The sequence below is a fragment of the Staphylococcus equorum genome (assembly GCF_029024965.1).
Classification (GTDB): Bacteria; Bacillota; Bacilli; order Staphylococcales; family Staphylococcaceae; genus Staphylococcus; species Staphylococcus equorum.
Genome location: NZ_CP118982.1, coordinates 281457 through 303045 on the forward strand (window position 1 = coordinate 281457; position 21589 = coordinate 303045).

Here is a 21589-nt window from a genome sequence, read left to right on the forward strand (position 1 = left end):
TTATGCTAGTGGTTATGGAAAAATGTTCTTATGATGTTCTTAGTCGTTTTTTTTATTAATTTTTCCGAATTTGCTAACGTCTCTGCGAGTGACAATGGACCATCGGTTAAACTAAAAGCACTTACCACACCAACCTCATCAAATTGGTCTATATCTACTTCGATAGAGCCTCCGATAAAGATGACAGGGACATCAAATTGTTTCGCACATTTTGCGATGCCCATAGGTGTCTTACCATAAAAAGTTTGAAAATCAATTTTGCCTTCTCCAGTAATAACTAGATCTGCATTTGGTAAAAGCTGTTCTAATTGCGTATGTTTTATTACTACTTGAATACCATCTTCAAAATGACTAGGTAAAAATGCTTTGAAAGCACCTCCTAGTCCGCCAGCTGCACCAGCCCCTGGCAAATCATGAAGCCTCATATTCGTACTTCTTTCTACAAGATTTGCCCAATGCGTGAGATTGTCATCAAGTTGTTTAATATTATCTTCTGTGGCACCTTTTTGTTTACCAAAAACATGTGAAGCGCCGTCAGGACCTATTAAAGGATTTTGAACATCCGTCGCAATAATAAATTCACAATGTTTAATTCTAGTGTCGAAATGACTTAAGTCTATTTGCTTAATATGTTGCAAAGCACCTCCTCCAAAGGCGATATCTTTGCCGTTTTCATCTAATAGTTTGGCGCCTATAGCTTGTAACATACCTGCACCAGCATCATTTGTTGCAGAGCCGCCAATAGCTAAAATAAATTTTTTGTAACCTTTTTCTAAAGCGTCATAAATTAATTCGCCTGTGCCATAAGTCGTTGTTGTCATAGCATTTAAAGTGTCATCAGTTAAATGTTTTAGCCCAGAAGCTTCTGCCATTTCAATTACGCATGTGTCGTCACCGAGCACACCATATTGAGCAGTTACATGATTTCCAAGAGGACCTGTTACTGAAGCAGTATGAAAGCTTCCGTTTGTGGCATTCACTAGTGCTTCCATCGTACCTTCGCCGCCATCACCAACGGGTAAAGCATGTATGTCAGCTTGTGGATATACTTCTGTAATGCTGTCTGCCATATATTTTGAGACTTGGGTTGCTGTCATACTCCCTTTAAATGAATCCGGTGCTAAAATGATTTTCACTTGTGAATCCTCCTTTGTAAACGCTTACTTTTGTTTATTATTTCATTGTATCGATTTTATTTTATTGAAAATAGAGTTAAACTATACAAATATAAATCTATAATTTTGTATAAAAACGATAAGTGGTGAAAATATGAATATACTCACAGAGGAAATGGCAACATTAATTGTAGAAGAAACAGCTAAAAGAACACAGAGCAATATTAATATCATGAATTTTAACGGAGAAATCATAGCATCATTTGATAAAAAACGTGTAGGCACAATTCATGAAGGTGCACGTAAAGTATTAGAACGAGAAGAAACAGTTATATTATCAAAGGAAGATAGTGCGACATTAGAAGGAACACAACCAGGCGTAAATTTACCGATTATTTTTCAAGATAACATCGTCGGTGTGATTGGTATAACAGGTGATCCTGAAAAACTCACCCATGTATTAGATTTAGTGAAAATGTCTACGGAATTATTGCTATACCAAAATTATTTTACATACGAATTAGAGGGGAATATACGTAGTCAGGAGTTATTTATAGAAGAATTGCTGAAAAGTGAACCGTCAAAATCATTTATTCAACATTTGAGTAATCAACTTAATACTAATCTATTAACATTCGGCAAATGCATTATCATCAATATTGAAAAACAAATATTCTCTAAGAACAGCACCGTGCGTACATTAGCAAGTAAGATTGACCCTAGTTCTTTTGTCATTGCGTTTACGAATCATAACCGTATCGTAATTCTTGCTACTGATGAAGACCGATGTGCATTAGATGTGAAAATAAATCGAATTCATCAAATGTTTAAAGACTTACAATTAGAAGTGCATATGACCTCAAGTCTTATATTTACAAATTTAAATGATTTTAAAAAAGCGTATGAAGAATGTGAGCTCGTATTTATGTTAAATGAGCAATCAGCACCACTTGTATCATTTGAAGAGGTAGAAGAAAAAACACTGTTATATCAAATCGACAGCGAAATTAGAGAACGATTCAAAAAAAGAATAATAGGGGATTTAGATGAGCAAAGTATTGCAACATTGAAAATATTTTTTCATAACAATTTGAATATCTCGCAAACAGCAAAGCACTTATACATTCATAGAAATACACTGTTATATAGGTTAGAAAAATGTAAAACAGTTACAGGATTGAACCCTAAAAAGTATTCTGAGGCATTGAAATTACAAATTGCAATGTGGTGTTAAGGCGAGAATAGATAGGTGTGATTTGAAAAGCAAATGATTATAAAATTTAGAATTTTGATATTTATCATGATTGAATTTTCAAATTGTAATGGGTGTAAAATATTAGAACTTCAATTTTTAGAAAATTATTAAAAACCACTTTACAAATTACACGAACGACAATATAATAAAATTAAGTTATTGCTAAATAATTCTATAAAATAAATAATGAAAATCTTTATAGATGCAAAACGTTTTGTTTTCAGTTTGAAATTTTGTTTTGGAAATGGCGCCATTATTGAGTTGTTAAGTAATAACTCACATCAATGTGTCATTGGTGTATTTCAAGATGAAGGAGCGTGAACAAGATATAGCCGAAATAAAAGTTATTGTTTAGAAAAGTATTTTGCAAAGCACGAAGCTATAAAATAAGTATTACACTACAGAGGAAGTAGCACCTTATTTTCAACTTAAAAGTTGAGCATATTCAAAACTAATAATTTCCACCTTTGTTACTCGCGACATAATTCAATTGCAAGTATACCTCTTTATCACTTTATCAAATGATTATATATTAAATATTCACCTACTTTAAAGCAGACATTTGGTCTGTAACATGTCATTTTGAATGATTGTAAATGCCACAAGTTATAAATGTTAGATTGTTTATATAGCACAAATCTATCTATTTAACTCACTTAATCTTTTAACATTTATCAATAAATAGAACCAGTTTATATCAAATGAAAATATTAAATAGATTAACTGTGCGTTTTATGATTGATAGAAATATAACATTTCATTGATGGTGATATGAAAGCTACCTATGAAGCAGGTTCCTTATATTGTAAGCATCATAGTTGCATAGTAAATTAAATGATATCTTACATTCAAATATGACGATAAACTGGTGAACATAAGAAGTTCCAAGCAATACATTAATAATGATTGCTTGGGCTTTTTTGTGTTTAAAGCAGCTACCATTTGTTTGAATCAGATGAATTTGTAATAAAGAAAAAATAAATATATTTTCCAAATTTTCAAATATTATAGTTGTTTTTTGCTTTTTAATATGACATACTCAATAACAATTAGTATAACGTATTTCAAAATAGGGGTGATTTAGTATGACAAAATATATTTATGCATTTGACGAAGGTCAAAAATCAATGAAAGATTTACTAGGTGGCAAAGGGGCCAATTTGGCTGAAATGAAACGCTTAGGGTTACCTGTTCCAGATGGTTTCACGCTTACAACTGAAGCGTGTATTGAATACTTGAAACATGGTTCTAAAGTGCCTGAAGCATTATCAGAACAATTGAATAGTCAATTAGCAGCATTTTCTCAACGTACAGAAAAATCATTTTCATCTGAGGAACAATTATTACTTGTTTCAGTACGTAGTGGAGCGAAAATATCTATGCCTGGTATGATGGATACAATTTTGAACTTAGGGCTAAATGATGATAATGTGAAAAAATTAGCAGCGAAAACAAATGATGCTCGTTTTGCTTATGACTGTTACCGTAGATTGTTACAAATGTTTGGTGAGGTCGTATATGGCATACCAATGAATGCATTTGATACATATTTTAATGCTTATAAAACGCAACATGAATATCAAAATGATGCTGATATTCCGGCAGAAGGGTTACAAGAAATTTGTGAACATTTTAAAGGTGTCTATTTAGATGAAGTATACAAACCATTTCCACAAGAACCATTTGATCAACTAACAGAAGCAATTGAAGCAGTATTCAAATCGTGGGATAACGATCGTGCTCGAGTCTACCGAGAATTAAATGAAATTCCACATGATATAGGTACTGCAGTTAATATTCAAGAAATGGTATTTGGCAATAGTGGCGAACGCAGTGGCACAGGTGTTGCGTTTACACGTAATCCTGTCACTGGAGAAGCGAAATTATTTGGTGAATATTTATTAAATGCACAAGGTGAAGATGTCGTAGCTGGTATACGTACACCTAAAGATATAGAATCATTAAAAGATCAAATGCCACATGTGCATCAACAATTTGTAGATGTATCGCAACGTTTAGAGACACATTATAAAGATATGCAAGATATAGAATTTACGATTGAGAATGAACAGCTCTATATTTTACAAACGCGTAATGGCAAACGTACAGCGAATGCAGCGATTCACATTGCAGTAGATTTAGTTGAAGAAGGTGTAATTACAAAAGAAGAAGCTGTGATGAATGTCGAAGTAAAATCGATTGATCAATTATTGCATCCTAATTTTGATAAAACAGCGCTAGATCATGCTTCAGTTATTTCTAAATTAGGCTTGCCAGCCAGTCCAGGTGCAGCGAGTGGAAAAATTGTCTTTTCAGCAGAAACAGCTAAAATACAATTTGAACAAGGTGAAAGTGTTATTTTAATGCGCCCTGAAACGTCACCTGAAGATATTGAAGGTATGGTCGCAAGTGAAGCAATTGTAACGACGCATGGCGGAATGACTTCTCACGCAGCAGTTGTAGCACGTGGTATGGGTAAATGCTGTGTTACAGGTTGTTCAGATTTAGAAATTAATGTTGTCGATAAAGTTGTAAATTATCCTGGTGGCACATTGCACGAAGGCGATATGATATCTGTTGATGGCGCTCAAGGGGACATCTATGTTGGAGAAGTTGAAACAATGAAAGCAGAAAGAAGTGAAGCTTTCGAACAGTTTATGGAATGGTCAGACGGTGTAGCAAAATTAGACGTACGTATGAATGCAGAAACGCCTCAAGATATCCAAGGTGGCTATCAATTTGGCGCAAAAGGCATTGGGCTTGTACGTACAGAGCATATGTTCTTTGGACCTGAACGTCTCGTTGAAATGCGTCGTTTCATTCTGTCAGATACACAAGATAAACGTATCGCAGCTTTAAATGAAATTAAACAATATCAAACAGCAGATTTTGAAGAAATATTAAAACTATCTGGAGAACGTCCGACAATTATTCGTTTATTAGATCCACCACTACATGAATTTTTACCAAAATCAACAGAAGAAAAATCATCTGTTGCTGGACAATTAAATGTACCAGTAAAAACATTAGAACAATATATAGAAAATTTAAACGAAGTGAATCCAATGCTTGGTCATAGAGGTTGTCGTTTAGCTATTACTTATCCTGAACTATATGTCATGCAAGTAGAAGCGATTATGGAAAGTGCATTAAGATTAAAAGTACAAGGTATTGATTGCCAACCAGAAATCATGATACCGCTTGTTTCAACTGTTGCAGAATTCACGACATTAAAGACACAAATCACTGAACGTATTGAAGTATTGCAGCAAGAAGCGGGAGAATCTGTAAATTACCTCATAGGTACAATGATTGAAACACCACGTGCTTGTCTAATTGTAGGAGATTTAGCAAAAGAATGTGATTTCTTTAGCTTTGGTACGAATGATTTAACACAGTTAACATTTGGTTTTTCACGTGACGATGCTGGGAAATTTATTGGTGCGTATTCTGAACAAGGCATCATAGATATTGATCCTTTCCAAACGTTAGATGTAGAAGGGGTAGGACAATTAGTTAAAGTAGCAACGGAACAAGCGAAAGCTGCCAATCCAACGCTTAAAATAGGGGTTTGTGGTGAACTTGGCGGTGACCATAAATCAATACAATACTTTAATAATTTAGATATCGATTATGTCTCATGCTCTCCGTATAGAGTGCCAGGCGCATTGCTTTCTACTGCGCAAAGTGAAGTTGAAGGTGGTCGATTACGTGTTTAATGATACACAAACACCACAACTCACTTTGTTCGTGGTATCAGATTCAATTGGTGAAACTGCACAACGTATGATTCACGCCACGTTAACTCAGTTTCCAGAAGTATCACAAATAGAGATTAAGAAGTTTCCATTTATTAAAAGTGAATCAGAATTAATTAATGTTTTGAAACGAGCAAAAGAACGAGGGGCAGTCGTTGTTACGACGTTAGTGAACCCAGAATTTAATATAGTAGGTCAAAAGTACGCACAAAATGAACAAATCCCTTATGTCGACTATATGTCAGATTTAATAGGGATTATTCAGCAGCTTACCAATTGTTCACCTATTCTTGAAAGTGGCGCTTTACGCAAATTAGATGAAAACTATTTTAAAAGAATTGAAGCAATGGAATACTCAGTGAAATATGATGATGGTAAGCATTTTACTGATATTGGCGAAGCGGATGCGCTCATCGTTGGAGTTTCTAGAACATCAAAGACACCTTTGAGTATGTATTTAGCGAATAAGGGTTATAAAGTAGCAAACATTCCTTTAGTACCAGAAGTTGATATACCAGATGAAGTCTTTAAATATAAGAAGTTGAAAGTATTTGGTTTAACTGCTAGTCCTAATTACATTTTGAATATTCGTAATGAACGTGTAAAAGTTTTAGGATTACATGGGCCTACAAATTACAATAGTATTGAACGTATCAGACAGGAGTTAGTATATGCTGAGGAAATTTTTGAAAAATTAAACGCGACTGTGATTAATACGGAATATAAATCTATCGAAGAATCTGCATTTTATATTGAAAAATTCTTGTAATAACATCTATTATTTTAGATTTTATAATCATGTTTCACAGCGAATGAAATATTTAAGACGTCGGTCAGTGTCTGTTTAAAAAGGTGGAGACTAGTTATGTGTGAGAGTGGGTACTGTTAAAGTGATATAAAATTTTTAATAAGGAGTGTCACTATGCTTAAAATAGTAATACCTTACTTGTTTTTTAACGGTACGTGTAAAGAAGCACTAGGTTTTTATAGTGAAATATTAAGTGGGACGACCAAAGGAATCATGACTTATGGCGAAGCGAATGAATCAGTTGCTGATGACCCGAATAGAATTATTCATAGTCAACTCGAGGTAGATGGTCAAATATTTATGCTGTCTGATATTCCGAAAGATGATGATACTATGTTACAAGATCGCAATGTCTATATTGTGTTAGAGTTTGAAAATAAAGCAGATATAGAGGAAGTTTATAACCGTCTCAAAGAGGGTGGAGAGGTACAGATGGAACTAGCAGATATGTTCTGGGGTGCTAAGTACGCTAAACTGGTAGATAAATATGATATTGGTTGGGATTTAAGTTATACTTTTCCGACATAGTATAAAACCACGTGCTCAATTATTTATGAGTACGTGGTTCTTTATATTTATTTATCCATTTAGGCACGCGTAACCTTTCTGCGACCAAGGGTATAAACAAACAAGCCGGCTATAATGGCGCATCCAATAGAAATGAATAAGTTAGTCAGTATATCAGATTTCTCAGGAAGCATACTATGTATAATAAAAGGGAGAATATATTGATTAAAGTTTGCAATCAAGAACATCATTCCAGCAAAAATATAACTCCCATTACGCACTTTCTTCATCTCTTTTTTCAATGATTCTTCTGAATAAGCCTCTACTACATCTATTTTTTTGCTTCTAATAGCGATGATCATAATTAGAGATAATATCATAATTAAAGCAAAACCTAAAATACCTAAGATAGGTATACGGTGTAAGTAAAATTCTATCCATATATCTGCTACAGAAATAATCATGATGCCCCAAAATAGCCACACAAAATATTTAGCGTATTCATGAAGTAATTGCTGTCTTTCATATTCATCAGTAAACCTGAAGTTAGGAATTAAACGAAGTAACTTGTTATTTTCCATTATACGTCTCCTTTTGATCAATAAGTTTTACACGTGAATCTTTAGCAATTGTAAATACTGCAATAACTATTACAGGGAAAAATGTGTTTAAGTCAGTTAGACGTTCCATATTCAATGCGTTTCCTGCAAGCATTGGAGCAATGACTGAGTTAACAAGTAGTATATAAATGATTGCTACAATAAGAAATATAATTCTCTTATTACGTGAATTTTTTAATGTTTGATGATACGTTTCTTTATCAGTAACTTCTATTGTAAGGGCATCTGCTGCAAAATGACTCATAGACATCCTGCATGCCAATATAATTATCAATATGATACCGCCTATACTAAAAGGTGAAATAAATGAACGCTCAATATCAAAAAATATAGATAAGTAAAGTAAAGATAAGAATATGTATAGTGAAATAATTGAAAGTTTAGCAAGTAATTTGTCAATTTCATGTCTTTGATATTCATCGGGATAGTTCGTTGTTCCTGCAAATCTTTGATAAAGCCATTTATCTTTATTATTCATGATTATCATCCTCCCAAAATAAGTCATTTAAGGTGACATCTAATGCTTTAGCAATCTTTATACATAAATTAAGCGAGGGATTATATTTATCGTTTTCAATCATATTAATGGTTTGACGAGATACTTCTACTGAACGCGCAAGTGTGAGCTGTGACATGTTTTTAGCAGTACGAAAGTTTTTAACTTTATTCATAATAGATTTATTACCCTTCTTTAGTGTCAAATATATATTACATGTACAATATATATGACATGAGAGTATGTGTCAAATATACACGACACTATAAGCTATTTTAGCTTATGAAAGATTCATGACGAAATGCCTAAGGAATCAACAAGACTCTAAAATATCTTGAATACAAAATGAGCCATTAGATTTCTGTTAGGAGACTAATGGCTCATAATATTATGAGGATTAAATTGAATGTTCTATTGATAATGAATCGTTGCGGTAAATACAACAGGTTCATCAGTTAGATTAAAGTAACGATGAGGCACGTCACTATTGAAGCGGAAAGCTTGATTACTATTGATCGTATACATTGTTGTATCGACTGCTATTTTTAACTGGCCTTTGTTAACAATAATATATTCTTCAGACCCAGTATGATGAGGTTCAGAAAGCATCTTGCCTCCTGCTTGTATCTCCATTTTAAACATTTCAAATTTTTTATTATCGTCGTAAGGAAAATAAGGATAAATCGCTATTTGTTCATCAATGATAGGGATGATATCTGATTCATCAATAAAGTCTACGCTATCATTATTCATCGCTGTTAATTGAGACAATGATAAATGTAATCCATTTGCGATTTTCCATAACGTTGTAATCGTTGGATTAGAAGTGCCTTTTTCAATTTGGCTCAGCATGTTTTTACTCACACCTGTTGCTATTGCAACTTTATCTAAACTGAGGTTGTGTTTTTTTCGGTAGTCAGATAAATTTCTGGCTACTATATTCTGAATATTATACAAGTGAATCCTCCTATTTACAATATAACGTACATATCGTACCATATATTGTGTTGTTTTAAAATAAAGCGAGCAAGGCGGTACAATATGGAAAAGTATAGAAAAATAAAACCATTTAATTGGTTATTGTTTATAGGAATCTTATTGATAGGCGCTAACTTAAGAGCACCGATCACCTCAATTGGTGTTGCGTTACCTGACATTAAGACAGATTTAGCGATGTCTAATAGTGCAGTCAGTGTTATAACAGTTGTGCCATTATTGGCATTCTCTGTGATTTCATTATTTGCTGCTCGAACAAGTAATAAAATGGGATTAGAAAAAACAATTTTCTTAGCACTTTGTTTAATCTTTATTGGTGTTCTTGTCAGATCAATTACGGACATTTCATGGTTATACATAGGAACAGTGCTAATAGGTATCGGTATCGGATTTGGTAATGTACTAGCACCAGCAATGATTAAGGCGAAATTTCCACTACATATCGGTATTATGACGGGATATTATACCGTTGTGATGAATGTGTTTGGTGGCTTATCCTCATATGGGACAGCGCCCTTAGTAAAGGCATTTAATTATAATATCGCTATAAGTGTTATAGGAATTATCACACTTATAACAATTATTATATGGTCATTTCAATTAAAAGGAACACAAGAAACCGCCACAGCTTTACCTCGGAAAAGTGTGAATGTGTGGAAATCTCCATTAGCATGGCAAATTACGATACTTATGGGAGGACAATCACTTATATTTTATTCGTTGATTAATTGGCTGCCTGCTTATTTATCTCATAGTGGTATGACTATTAATGAGGCAGGCGCATATTTATCTATTATGCAGATTGCTATTATTCCATTTACCTTCATTACACCTATATTTGCGACTAAAATGAAATCGCAATTCTTCTTAACCTTTATTACAGGTATATGTTTTATTGTGGGTGTGACAATTATGCTAATTGCGCCAAATCTAGCAATCATTTCTACTATCTTAATCGGCGTTGCGGGTGGTCTTGCGTTTGGCTTAGTGAATACGTTCTTTAGTTTAAGAACGGAACATATTCAAACATCAGCAAAGCTTTCAGGAATGGCTCAAGCAGTAGGTTATCTTGTTGCAGCAGTAGGTCCGTTATTATTTGGTATCTTGCATGATATGACAGGTAAATGGACCGCTTCACTAAGTATTTTATTAATTACTGCGATTGTTATAACGTTATTTGGCTCACAAGCGGGACGTAAACGTACTATAGAACAATCAAGCACAATCAAAACAAAATAAATAGTTTGAAAATAAGCTGTCATATATTTTTATAAATTAAATGAAATGTATTTAAAATGGTAAAAATACTCACAATAGAATATAATTGAAATGATTATATCGATTGAAATATTATTCATTGAACGTTATTATTTATGACATTCAATTTATATGTGAATAAAATGGAAGTTTTGATGCAATATTTAATTTTTAAATAACAGATTTCATAAAAGAGAAGTAGTGAGGTGATTTTATGCAATTGATGTTTGATACAGGTATAAGTCCGATATATAGAATCGTGTTAGCTTTCTTTTTTCTAATGAACATCGTGCTCGCTTTACTTATTGTATTTTTAGATAGGGATAGAAGAGATGCGACCTCAACTTGGGCATGGTTATTCTTATTATTCGTTATGCCGATTTTAGGTTTTATTGTGTATATATTCTTCGGACGTGCAGTTAGAAAAAAACGTGAACGCGGATTTGAGCATAATCAAATTGAAGATGGGTTGAAAAGGTTACGGTCACAACTTCAAGATGATACAAACAAAATTAGTGATTCAAAAAATCCTATTGTAAGAAAACATGCTGATATTGCTAATACGTTATTAACGAAAGAACAATCTTTTTTAAGTAATAACAATAATATCGATATTTACACAGATGGTCATGATTTGTATGATCAAATGAAGCAAGATTTACGCAATGCTAAGCGCTATATTCATATGGAATATTACGTTTTAAAATTAGACGGCTTAGGTAGTGAAATTATTGAAATATTAGAAGAAAAAGCTGCAGAAGGTCTAGAGGTTAAACTACTCTATGATGCCGTAGGTTCTAAATCGGTACATAATTCTAATTTTAAAAAGTTTCAGTCAGAGGGCGGACAAGTCGAGGCATTTTTCAAATCTAAAATACCTTTTATAAACTTTAGAGTAAATAACCGAAATCACCGTAAAATTGTAATTATTGATGGACTGACAGGTTATGTAGGTGGTTTTAATATAGGTGACGAATATTTAGGTTTAGACGAGAAGTTTGGCTATTGGAGAGATACACACTTAAGAGTGAGAGGCGACGGTGTCGATGCACTACAATTGAGTTTCATACATGATTGGAACTCGCAAGCTAAACGTGAACAGCTAGAATATAATAAAAGATATTTCCCGAACAATGCCTATCAAGGTGGCAACGTGTCTATGCAACTGGCTGCCAGTGCACCAAGTGATAATTGGCATCAAATTGAATTTGGATATATGAAGATGATTATGAATGCTAAAAAGTCCATCTATATGCACAGTCCTTATTTTATTCCGGATAAAGGGTTTATTAATGCCCTGCGTATTGCTGCGAAATCTGGTGTCGATGTTCGTTTGATTATACCGTGTAAACCTGATCATATATTTGTATATTGGGCGACAATTACAAGCGTAGCTCAGCTGATTAAAGACGGTGTGAAAGTCTACACATATGAGAATGGATTTATCCATTCTAAAATGATTATGATTGATGATGAAGTATCAAGCGTGGGTACTGCAAATATGGATGTTCGTAGTTTTGAATTAAACTTTGAAATTAATGCATTTATGTATGACACGCAAATCGCGGAACAATTAAAAGAAGCATTCTTTGAAGACCTTAAAGTTTCAAAAGAACTCACAGAAGAACGTTACGAACAGCGTTCACATTGGATTAAGTTTAAACAATCTATTGCTAAATTAGCATCTCCAATTTTATAATATTTGATTCTAATGTCTGATAATTCTTGACGTGAAATCAATACCAACAGCGATAGTTAACCTCATGGTGGCTACCGTTGTTTTTTAAATCAAAATAGAAAAAACAATTTTATTAGTATAGTAGACTTAACCATGTGTATCATAAACAAATTGTAATATAGCGAAGGGGTGTAGTTATGCAACAAGACACAGAACAATATATCTATAGACAGTTATATAACCGCTTAAAAGATGATATACTCGCATTCAAATATGAAAGTCATGAAAAAATCCCTTCAAAAAGAGATATGGCAAAGCATCTTAATGTGAGTGTGAACAGTGTGAAATCAGCTTACGAACAGCTATTAGCTGAAGGTTACATTTATACAAAGGAACGAAAAGGTTATTTTATAGAACCGTTAGATAAATTAATCGTCGATCCTGACGCACAAATTTCATTAGAGGGCCACGAACATACAACTCGAACTACATTTGATTACTCTTTTTCCCATATGAGTACAGATATATCAGAATTTCCAGTCGACACATGGGCAAAGTTAACAAAGCGTGTATTTCAAGATTATGATTATTATTTGTCGACTATTCCACACGTTAAGGGCCCAATAGAACTAAGACAATCTATTGCAAAACTTGTGTCATATCAAAGAGGGATACAATGTCATCCTGAACAAATCGTTATAGGATCAGGAACGAATACTTTATTGATGCAGTTAATTCAATTATTGGAAAGAAACGTAACGATTGCTGTAGAAAATCCTGGTTATTCACGTTTTAGAACATTACTAAATCAAACGAATACATCAACCACAGCAATAGAATTAGATCATAAAGGTATATCTATAGATCAGCTCAAACAAGTGCAACCTAATGCTGTTATTGTAACACCATCTCACCAGTTTCCTATGGGCACCATTATGCCTGTCTCAAGACGAATCGATTTATTAAACTGGGCAAGCCAAACACATAGCTATGTTATAGAAGATGACTACGATAGTGAGTTTAAGTATGAAACAGACAATATACCGTCATTGTTTAGTTTTGATAAAAATGACAGCGTGATTTACTTGGGTACTTTTTCCAAAACATTAATGCCAGGTTTACGTATGAGTTATATGATTTTACCATCAAAATTGATTAAGCAGTTTGAATTACAAAATGATAATATGATACCAGATTTTTCTATGTTAAATGCATTAACACTCAATTTAATGATTAAAGAAGGTCATTACGAAAAATATATTAAAAAAATGCATCAACTATATGGAAAAAGAAGGTCTCTATTAATCGAACATTTAGAAAATGTTTTTAAAGATGACATTCAAATAAAAGATACACGCGCAGGTTTACACTTCATCATAGAAGTAGTTTCTCCTTATACATATACAGAAATTGAAACACGCGCAAAAGCACAAAAATTAGAACTTTATACTATTAAACGCTTTTCTGTAAAAACATTTCAAAAGAATGAGGCGGTTAAAATTTTAATTATTGGCTTCTCAAAAATTGAACAATCACAGATACCTGAAGCTGTAAAGCGTTTGAAACAAGTGCTTTCTGAATAAACTGGTACCATTAGTTTGCTTAAACTGGGTCTTTACATAATACCAATAATGACTTAAATTTTTAGACAACCATAAATCTTTTTTAATAAGCATGAGGAGGTTTTTTAATGTCAGGTCAATTTGAGCATTTTAAAGAAAAAAGAGAAAAGTATGTAGCACGTGGTGTTGGTAATGGAAATTTGCATGTTGCAGATAAAGCGCAAGGAGCAACAATTACTGACGTAGATGGTCATACATTTATTGATTTTGCTGGTGCTATTGGTACGCTTAATGTCGGTCATACGCACCCAGAAATTACCAAACATTTAAAAGAAAAGCTAGATAAATTCATTCATCCCGGCTTTAATGTCATGATGTATGAAAGTTACCTTAACCTAGCACAGAAATTAACAGAGATTACGCCAGGTGAATTTGCTAAAAAAGCTATTTTACTAAACTCTGGTGCTGAAGCAGTAGAAAATGCAGTGAAAATTGCTCGGAAATATACAGGTAGACAAGCCGTTGTATCATTTGTACGTGGTTTTCATGGTCGTACAAATTTAACAATGTCTATGACAAGCAAAGTGAAACCTTATAAATATGGATTCGGTCCATTTGCGCCTGAAGTTTATCAAGCACCATATCCTAATATTTCTGAAAAATCTGAAGAATTAACGGAAGATGCATATGTAGATCAAGTGATTCATAAATTACATGACTTCTTCATTGAAACTGTAGATCCAAGTGACGTTGCATGTATTGTAATGGAACCCGTACAAGGTGAAGGTGGATTTATTATTCCTGATCAAAAGTTTGTTGATACAGTAAAACAAATTTGTGAAGATAATGGTATCGTTTTTGTAGTAGATGAAATACAAACGGGTTTTGCTAGAACAGGTAGAACCTTTGCAATTGAACATTTTGGTATTGAACCAGACTTAATCACAGTTTCTAAATCACTTGCTGCGGGATTTCCTTTAAGTGGTGTAGTAGGTAAAGCAGAAATCATTGATAGTGCAGCGCCAGGAGAATTAGGAGGTACGTATGCAGGTAATCCATTAGCTTGTGAAGCTGCGTTAAAAGTAATTGATATTATAGAGCAAGAGCAATTAAATGATAAAGCAGAACAGCTTGGCCATGATATTGAAGTATATTTGCAAGAACTCAGTCAGTCACACAAGCATATCGCACAGATTCGTCGTCTAGGGGCTATGGTAGCTTTTGAAGTTGTAGATGCTGAAACAGGTTTACCTGATAAAGCACTGACAGGTAAAATCACACAAACAGCAAATGACAAAGGCTTATTGTTATTATCTGCAGGAATTAAAGGCAATGTTATACGCTTCTTACCTCCATTAGTAATAACTGATGAAGAACTTAACCAAGGCTTAAACATTTTAACGCATGTATTTGATGAAGTGACTTCAAATTATAGCGTTTCTTAAAAAATGAAGTTCATTTTCAAAATATTAAAAGGTATAAGTTAATGGTAGACATAGAGTATAAAACGTTTTTTAAGGAGTGAAGGATATGGAACAGTTAGAAGTATATAATCCAGCAACGAATGAAGTAGTTGAACGTTTAGATTACACGACGCATGAGGAGATTGATGCACAGATAAACCGTGCTCATCAAGCTTTTCAAGAATGGAAAGTTGTAGATGCACATGAACGTGCTAGTAAATTAAACCAATGGGCTACACTTATAGATGAACACCAAGATGAACTTGCACGTCTGATTACCCTTGAAGGTGGTAAACCTTTAGCTGAAGCTCAAGGGGAAGTAGCTTATGCGAATTCTTATGTGAAATGGTATGCAGAAGAAGCGAAACGTGTCTATGGACGTACAATTCCGGCCCATACACCTTCTAAGAAAATGGTTATAGATAAATTTCCAGTTGGTGTGGTTGGAGCAATTACACCTTGGAATTTTCCAGCAGCAATGATTACGCGTAAAATGGCACCAGCTTTAGCAGCAGGATGTACAATCATTTGTAAGCCAGCAGTGAAGACACCTTTAACTACAATCAAATTAGTAGAACTTGCACATGAAGCGGGTATTCCGAAAGATGCGATATCTTATATTATTGCATCAGGTAAAGATGCGGGTGATATATTTACTGGACATGGCCAAATTAATAAAATAACGTTTACTGGATCGACAGCCGTTGGTAAAACATTAATTGAACAATCAGCACAAACAGTTAAAAATGTAACGATGGAACTTGGAGGTCTTGCACCGTTTATTGTACATAATGATGTAGATATTGAAGCAGCCGTTGATGGGACGATTGCTTCTAAGTTCAGAAATGCTGGACAAACATGCATATGTGCAAACCGTATCTTTGTACATAAAGATATAGCGGAACAATATACAGCAAGACTAACTGAAAAAGTACATGCACTCACAGTAGGTGATGGTTTAGAGGAAGAAGTTAAAATAGGTCCTCTAATAGATCACAATGCTGTCGAGAAAGTGTTAACACATATTACGGATGCACAAGACAAAGGTGGCAAGTTATCTCGTAGTTTAGAAGAGATCCAAGCATTAGGTGGCAATTTCTTAAAACCAGTAGTAATTTCTAATGTAGATTTGAACATGAAAGTGATGCATGAAGAAACATTTGGACCTGTGGCACCAATCATGACCTATGATGATTTAGATGAAGTGATAGACATTGCAAATGATACTGAATTTGGGTTAGCTTCATATTTCTTCACAAATAATTATCGTACTGGATTGAAATTATTTAATGAATTAGAGTACGGCGTCATTGGATGGAACGACGGTGGCCCTTCTGCAGCACACGCACCTTTTGGTGGTTTGAAAGAAAGTGGTTATGGTCGAGAAGGCGGTACAGAAGGAATTGAACCATATTTAGAAACTAAATATCTATCAATAGAAACTTAGCAGATAATTTTGATTTTCAACAATTACAATATGAAATGATTTAAACGTAAACAAAGTGCGGAAATAAAGTGATTGCAAGGTTGGAAATATCGTAATTAATTAGATGTTATTTCAGCCTTAATATATCACTTTTTGAAATTTGATGAATGATATGGGGTATGTTCAATGAAATCAGAATTTAATAAATCAATGAGTATTGTTGATGTCTTGTTTCTTGCTATCGGCGCCATGCTTGGATGGGGATGGGTCGTATTATCAGGAGAATGGGTTTCAACAGCAGGTTTTGTAGGAAGTATTATTGCATTTTTAATAGGTGGATTTTTAGTTATTGTGATAGGACTTACATATGCAGAGTTAGCTGCAGCTATTCCTGAAACAGGAGGCGGATTTGTTTTTGTGAAAAAAGCATTTTCTTCGGGGATTGCTTTTATATCCGGCTGGTCGGTACTTTTTGGCTATGTCTCTGTAATAACATTCGAAGCGGTTGCTTTGCCAACTGTGATAGATTATGTAATTCCGTTTCAGCATCAAGGGTTATTGTGGAATATCGCAGGATGGGATGTTTATCTGACATGGGTACTCATCGGTTCTGTAGGAAGTATCATCTTAACGTCACTTAATTACTTCGGCGTTAAGCCAGCAGCGATTATACAAACAGTGTTTACAATATTTATCGTTGGAGTAGGATTACTACTTGTGTTTGGTGCAGGGTTTAATGGTAACTTTAATAATTTACAACCATTTGAAAATGGTGTTGGTGGTACAATGTCTGTCTTAATGATGATTCCTTTCTTATTTGTGGGATTTGACGTCATACCGCAAATAGCTGAAGAAGTAAAAGCACCAGCTAAAAAAATTGGTGGTATTTTAATTTTTTCTATTATTGCGTCAGTCATATTTTATTTATTGATTGTTTTTGGTGTATCCACAGGACTATCTCCACAAGCATTGACGACAAGTAGCTTAGCTACAGCTGATGCGATGGTCAATTTATTCGGTCATAGTGGTTTCGGTATCTTGCTAGTACTTGGTGGTGTCGCCGGTATTATTACGAGTTGGAATGCTTTCATTATTGGTGGTAGCAGAATATTATATGCCATGGCCAAAAATAAGATGATTCCTCAATGGTTTGCTTATATACATCCCAAGTTTAAAACACCTACACACGGTATTTTATTCTTAGGTGTACTTGCATTTGTTGCACCATTATTAGGTAGACCTGCACTTCAGTGGATTGTTAATGCAGGGGGTATAGGTGTTGTATTAGGTTACTTACTCGTGGCTATTTCATTCCTTAAGTTACGTAAAACACAGCCAGAGTTAGAACGCCCTTATCGTATTAAGAATGGTAAAGCAGTCGGTATAATTGCAATTGTATTAAGTGTGTTATTCTTAATCATATACTTGCCTGGCATGCCATCATCATTGGCTTGGCCATCAGAATGGTTGATTGTCTTAGTTTGGTATTTCATTGCATTTGTACTCTATTTTACACAAAAGAGAAATGTTGTGAGTAGTGAGCAAGTACCAATACAAGAAGATAGGTAATATTATTTTAATATAGGATAAATACAAAAAGCAGCCCGAATTTTATATTCGGGCTGCTTTTTGTGCACGCTTTTCCACATATGAGTCAGATTCAATTATCACTATTTAAAAATTAGTTAGCGATATGGATAAGTTGATCTCCAGGTTTAATCCATTGCTTATTTAAACATAGTTTATATAATGAAAAACTAATAGCTGCAGGTAAGAGGATGTGGAATACAAGGATTAACATCCAAACTTGTAGTGAGCCACCCATCGTATTAATAGTCATAATTTGACCGATGAATCCACTTGTTCCCATACCGGCACCAGCAGCATTATTCGTCATAGGGAACAATGTTGTCATGATAGGTGCAACAATTGCACTCGCAAGTGTTGGAGGTAAGAGTATCATAGGGTGCTTAATAATATTTGGAACTTGTAACATGCTTGTACCAATTCCAACGGATAATATACCGCCCCAGCCATTGTCTTTAAAGCCATTGACTGCAAATCCAACCATTTGAGCTGCGCAACCAATTGTCGCCGCTCCGGCAGCTAATCCACTTAAATCAAGCATAAGTGCAAGTGCAGCACTAGAAATAGGCGCCGTTAAAGCTAAACCGAAGATGACAGCTACGAGAATCCCCATTATGAATGGTTGTTGCTCAGTAGCAGCGTTGATGATTTTGCCTAAGCCAGTCATAAATTGATTGAGCGCTGGACCAAAGCTTTTTGCAATGAAACCACCAATAATAATTGTTAGTAAGGGCGTTATAATAATATCGATTTTTGTTTTTCCTGCATATAATCTACTCAGTTCAACTACGATTAAAGTAGCAATATATGCCCCCACAGGACCACCTTCAAAAGTGGTATACCCCAATGTTCCTACAATGACACAAGAAAAAACAACGAGTGGTTTTGCACCTAATCCATATGCAATTGCAACACCTATCGCTGCACCTGTCACAGACATGGCAACCTTACCTATTTCAGTTAAAAATGTTAAGTCTAATTGAGGTAGTAATGTTTGACTACCTATTGTATCCAAAATTAACCCGATAATTAACGATCCGAATAATCCTAAAGCCATAAAACTGAGTGCTTCTATGACCCACCTATGTAAATAATTCTTCATTTTTGTCCCCTTAATCTTTAAATAAAGTTATTTTATAAATTAAATTTAGTATATAGATATTTTTCAATGATGGCTAGTATATTTTAAGAATTAGTTTATAGTCAATATATCGCAAAATTAAATAGTTGAGATTATAAAAATTTAATTAGGTTATATAGTATAAATACAAGATGTTTCAACGGTTAGGGGGATTAGAATGTCGGAAATATATACGATAGGTCACGCGAATCATTCGGAACAGCAATTTATAGATATGCTTCAACAATTTAATATAGAGGTCATTGTGGATGTACGTGCGTATAGAGGGAGTAAACGCAATCCTCAATTTAATGAAGAGAATATGAGAAAATGGCTCACTGAAGCAAACATTGAATATCAATATAATACGTTGTTAGGTGGTAGAAGAAAAGCCTCTGAAAGTGTAGGTAGAACAATAAATGAAGCATGGAATAATGAGTCTTTCCATAATTACGCTGATTATACTTTGACGAAAGACTTTCAAGAAGGAATCAATGCATTAGAAGTGTTAGGGGATTCAAAACGTGTAGCATACATGTGTTCAGAACCTCATCCAGCGCGATGTCATAGATTAATTGTGAGTAATTGGCTAACTGCTCACAAATGGTCTGTACATCATATTATGCTTGATAACGAACAACAAATTATTCAGCAACAGCATGAATTAGGACAATGGGGTGCTTTGCCGATTATAGAAGATGATGGATACATTGTTTATCCTGAAATTGATGAAGGTAATTAGGATGTTATTGCTGATTACATACCATAGGAACTTCATGAACTTATAATCTCAAATCACCTCACATTCTAGTAGGACGCATACAAAAAATATGTGTTTTAGGTGTTTGTTGTTACGAAAAAAGTACCTCTATGTACAAATAAAAAAACCTAATCATGAAAAAAGCAGTTTTCTACATTTTGAGTAGAAAACTGCTTTTATTAGTTTACTGAGGTATTCAAATCTCAAGAGCTCTGATTTTCCTGGGAAATAAATAATGTGTAGGAATTATTTATTTAGGCTTTATTGACTGAAGCGTCATAAATAGATTCGATTGTTTCACCTAAGATTTTATCAAATTCTTCATCTGATTGATTTACATTTAAATCATTAATAAGTGCACGTGAGAAGCTAGCAATTAAATCTTTGTTTTGTTTAAGGACTTCGTTTGCATGTTCTCTACTGTATCCACCTGATAGTGCAACAACACGTACAACATTAGCATGGTCAATAAGTGTTTGGTATTGGTTAGCTTTTGTAGGGATAGATAGTTTTAACATCACAAGTTGATCATCGTTTAATTTGTTTAGTTCTTCTAAGATTGAGTCAGCTAAATATGCTTCAATTTCTGCTTTATTTTCAGCATTAATATTAACTTCTGGTTCAATGATTGGAACTAATCCAGCAGAGATAATTTGTTTAGCAACATCAAATTGTTGTTTTACCACTAAATCAATACCATCTTTGTTTAGTTCTAAAATATTAGAACGCATTTTCGTACCAAAAATTTTGTGTTCATTGGCACGACTTAATAAAGCATCTAAATCTGGCATAGGTTTCATTAATTGAACGCCATCTTTTTGTTCGTCTAAACCTTTATCAACTTTTAAGAAGGGAACAACGCCTTTATCTGCTAAGTAATCTCCAGTATGTTTACCGTCTACTTCGCGATCCATCGTTTGTTCGAAAAGAATTGCACCAATAATTTTATCAGCACTGAATGAAGGTGATGATACAATACGTGTACGCATGTCATGAACGAGTTTGAACATTTCATCTTCGCTATCGTATTGATCTTCAGTAACGCCGTAATCTTTAAGCGCTTTTGGTGTACTACCACCACTTTGATCTAATGCAGCAATGAAACCTTTACCATTTTTCACTTTATCAAATTGTTCTTTATTCATTCTTACCACTCCTTTTACTGTATTCTCTTTTAGTAT

At 34.0% G+C, this 21589-nt stretch carries 18 protein-coding genes; 11 read left to right on the top strand and 7 right to left on the bottom strand.

What is annotated here, in order from left to right:
• Positions 1-5 precede the first annotated feature (5 nt).
• Positions 6-1136, bottom strand: coding sequence for a glycerate kinase (locus PYW44_RS01270; RefSeq protein ID WP_002506504.1), 1131 nt, complete (start codon positions 1134-1136; stop codon positions 6-8).
• Positions 1137-1269: 133 nt separating this feature from the next.
• Here PYW44_RS01270 and PYW44_RS01275 point away from each other — a divergent pair, with 133 nt between their 5' ends.
• The 4 genes from PYW44_RS01275 (at position 1270) to PYW44_RS01290 (ending at position 7464) form a co-directional block, all read left to right on the top strand.
• The gene (locus tag PYW44_RS01275; RefSeq protein WP_021338879.1) at positions 1270-2349 is read left to right on the top strand and encodes a CdaR family transcriptional regulator; all 1080 of its coding nucleotides are present in this window, start codon (positions 1270-1272) and stop codon (positions 2347-2349) included.
• Positions 2350-3455: 1106 nt separating this feature from the next.
• A complete protein-coding gene (ppdK, locus tag PYW44_RS01280; RefSeq protein WP_115075934.1) occupies positions 3456-6089 on the top strand; it encodes a pyruvate, phosphate dikinase in 2634 nt (877 codons plus the stop codon).
• Positions 6082-6897 carry a pyruvate, water dikinase regulatory protein gene (locus PYW44_RS01285; protein WP_002511617.1) on the top strand — a complete coding sequence of 272 codons (816 nt, stop codon included), beginning with the start codon at positions 6082-6084 and terminating at the stop codon, positions 6895-6897. The genes ppdK and PYW44_RS01285 overlap by 8 nt, the downstream gene beginning before the upstream one ends.
• A 153-nt stretch (positions 6898-7050) precedes the next feature.
• Positions 7051-7464 (top strand): VOC family protein, encoded by a 414-nt coding sequence (locus tag PYW44_RS01290; RefSeq protein ID WP_115075935.1) that lies wholly within the window; start codon positions 7051-7053, stop codon positions 7462-7464.
• A 59-nt stretch (positions 7465-7523) separates the two neighbouring features.
• Here the strand turns inward: PYW44_RS01290 and PYW44_RS01295 are convergent, their stop codons facing one another.
• From PYW44_RS01295 to PYW44_RS01310, 4 genes are all read right to left on the bottom strand, one after another.
• Positions 7524-8024 (bottom strand): hypothetical protein, encoded by a 501-nt coding sequence (locus PYW44_RS01295; RefSeq protein WP_071562687.1) that lies wholly within the window; start codon positions 8022-8024, stop codon positions 7524-7526.
• Positions 8014-8541, bottom strand: coding sequence for a hypothetical protein (locus tag PYW44_RS01300; protein ID WP_021338875.1), 528 nt, complete (start codon positions 8539-8541; stop codon positions 8014-8016). The genes PYW44_RS01295 and PYW44_RS01300 overlap by 11 nt, the downstream gene beginning before the upstream one ends.
• Positions 8534-8734 (bottom strand): helix-turn-helix transcriptional regulator, encoded by a 201-nt coding sequence (locus PYW44_RS01305; RefSeq protein ID WP_002506511.1) that lies wholly within the window; start codon positions 8732-8734, stop codon positions 8534-8536. The genes PYW44_RS01300 and PYW44_RS01305 overlap by 8 nt, the downstream gene beginning before the upstream one ends.
• A 236-nt stretch (positions 8735-8970) precedes the next feature.
• Positions 8971-9516 carry a helix-turn-helix domain-containing protein gene (locus PYW44_RS01310; RefSeq protein WP_021338874.1) on the bottom strand — a complete coding sequence of 182 codons (546 nt, stop codon included), beginning with the start codon at positions 9514-9516 and terminating at the stop codon, positions 8971-8973.
• Between the two features lie 84 nt (positions 9517-9600).
• Here PYW44_RS01310 and PYW44_RS01315 point away from each other — a divergent pair, with 84 nt between their 5' ends.
• From PYW44_RS01315 to PYW44_RS01340, 6 genes are all read left to right on the top strand, one after another.
• Positions 9601-10794, top strand: coding sequence for a CynX/NimT family MFS transporter (locus tag PYW44_RS01315; RefSeq protein WP_046466023.1), 1194 nt, complete (start codon positions 9601-9603; stop codon positions 10792-10794).
• Between the two features lie 232 nt (positions 10795-11026).
• Positions 11027-12511 (top strand): cardiolipin synthase, encoded by a 1485-nt coding sequence (gene cls / locus PYW44_RS01320; RefSeq protein ID WP_002506514.1) that lies wholly within the window; start codon positions 11027-11029, stop codon positions 12509-12511.
• Positions 12512-12687: 176 nt separating this feature from the next.
• Positions 12688-14073: a MocR-like transcriptional regulator GabR gene (gabR, locus tag PYW44_RS01325; protein WP_115075936.1), complete on the top strand. Its 1386-nt coding sequence runs from the start codon at positions 12688-12690 to the stop codon at positions 14071-14073.
• Between the two features lie 107 nt (positions 14074-14180).
• Complete coding sequence (gabT, locus tag PYW44_RS01330; RefSeq protein ID WP_002506516.1) at positions 14181-15497, top strand: 4-aminobutyrate--2-oxoglutarate transaminase; 1317 nt, start codon at positions 14181-14183, stop codon at positions 15495-15497.
• A gap of 85 nt (positions 15498-15582) precedes the next feature.
• Positions 15583-16962, top strand: a complete 1380-nt coding sequence (locus PYW44_RS01335; RefSeq protein WP_046466021.1) for an NAD-dependent succinate-semialdehyde dehydrogenase — start codon at positions 15583-15585, stop codon at positions 16960-16962.
• 165 nt (positions 16963-17127) lie between these two features.
• On the top strand, positions 17128-18510 hold the full coding sequence (locus PYW44_RS01340) for an APC family permease (RefSeq protein WP_071562689.1): 1383 nt from the start codon (positions 17128-17130) through the stop codon (positions 18508-18510).
• A gap of 112 nt (positions 18511-18622) precedes the next feature.
• On the opposite strand, the gene PYW44_RS01345 is transcribed toward PYW44_RS01340, so the two are convergent.
• Complete coding sequence (locus PYW44_RS01345; RefSeq protein ID WP_002506519.1) at positions 18623-19630, bottom strand: PTS sugar transporter subunit IIC; 1008 nt, start codon at positions 19628-19630, stop codon at positions 18623-18625.
• Between the two features lie 196 nt (positions 19631-19826).
• Between PYW44_RS01345 and PYW44_RS01350 the strand changes: the two genes are divergently transcribed.
• On the top strand, positions 19827-20390 hold the full coding sequence (locus PYW44_RS01350) for a DUF488 domain-containing protein (protein WP_002506520.1): 564 nt from the start codon (positions 19827-19829) through the stop codon (positions 20388-20390).
• A 272-nt stretch (positions 20391-20662) separates the two neighbouring features.
• Here PYW44_RS01350 and PYW44_RS01355 read toward each other — a convergent pair whose 3' ends face one another.
• On the bottom strand, positions 20663-21553 hold the full coding sequence (locus tag PYW44_RS01355) for a fructose bisphosphate aldolase (RefSeq protein ID WP_002511606.1): 891 nt from the start codon (positions 21551-21553) through the stop codon (positions 20663-20665).
• Between the last annotated feature and the right edge of the window lie 36 nt (positions 21554-21589).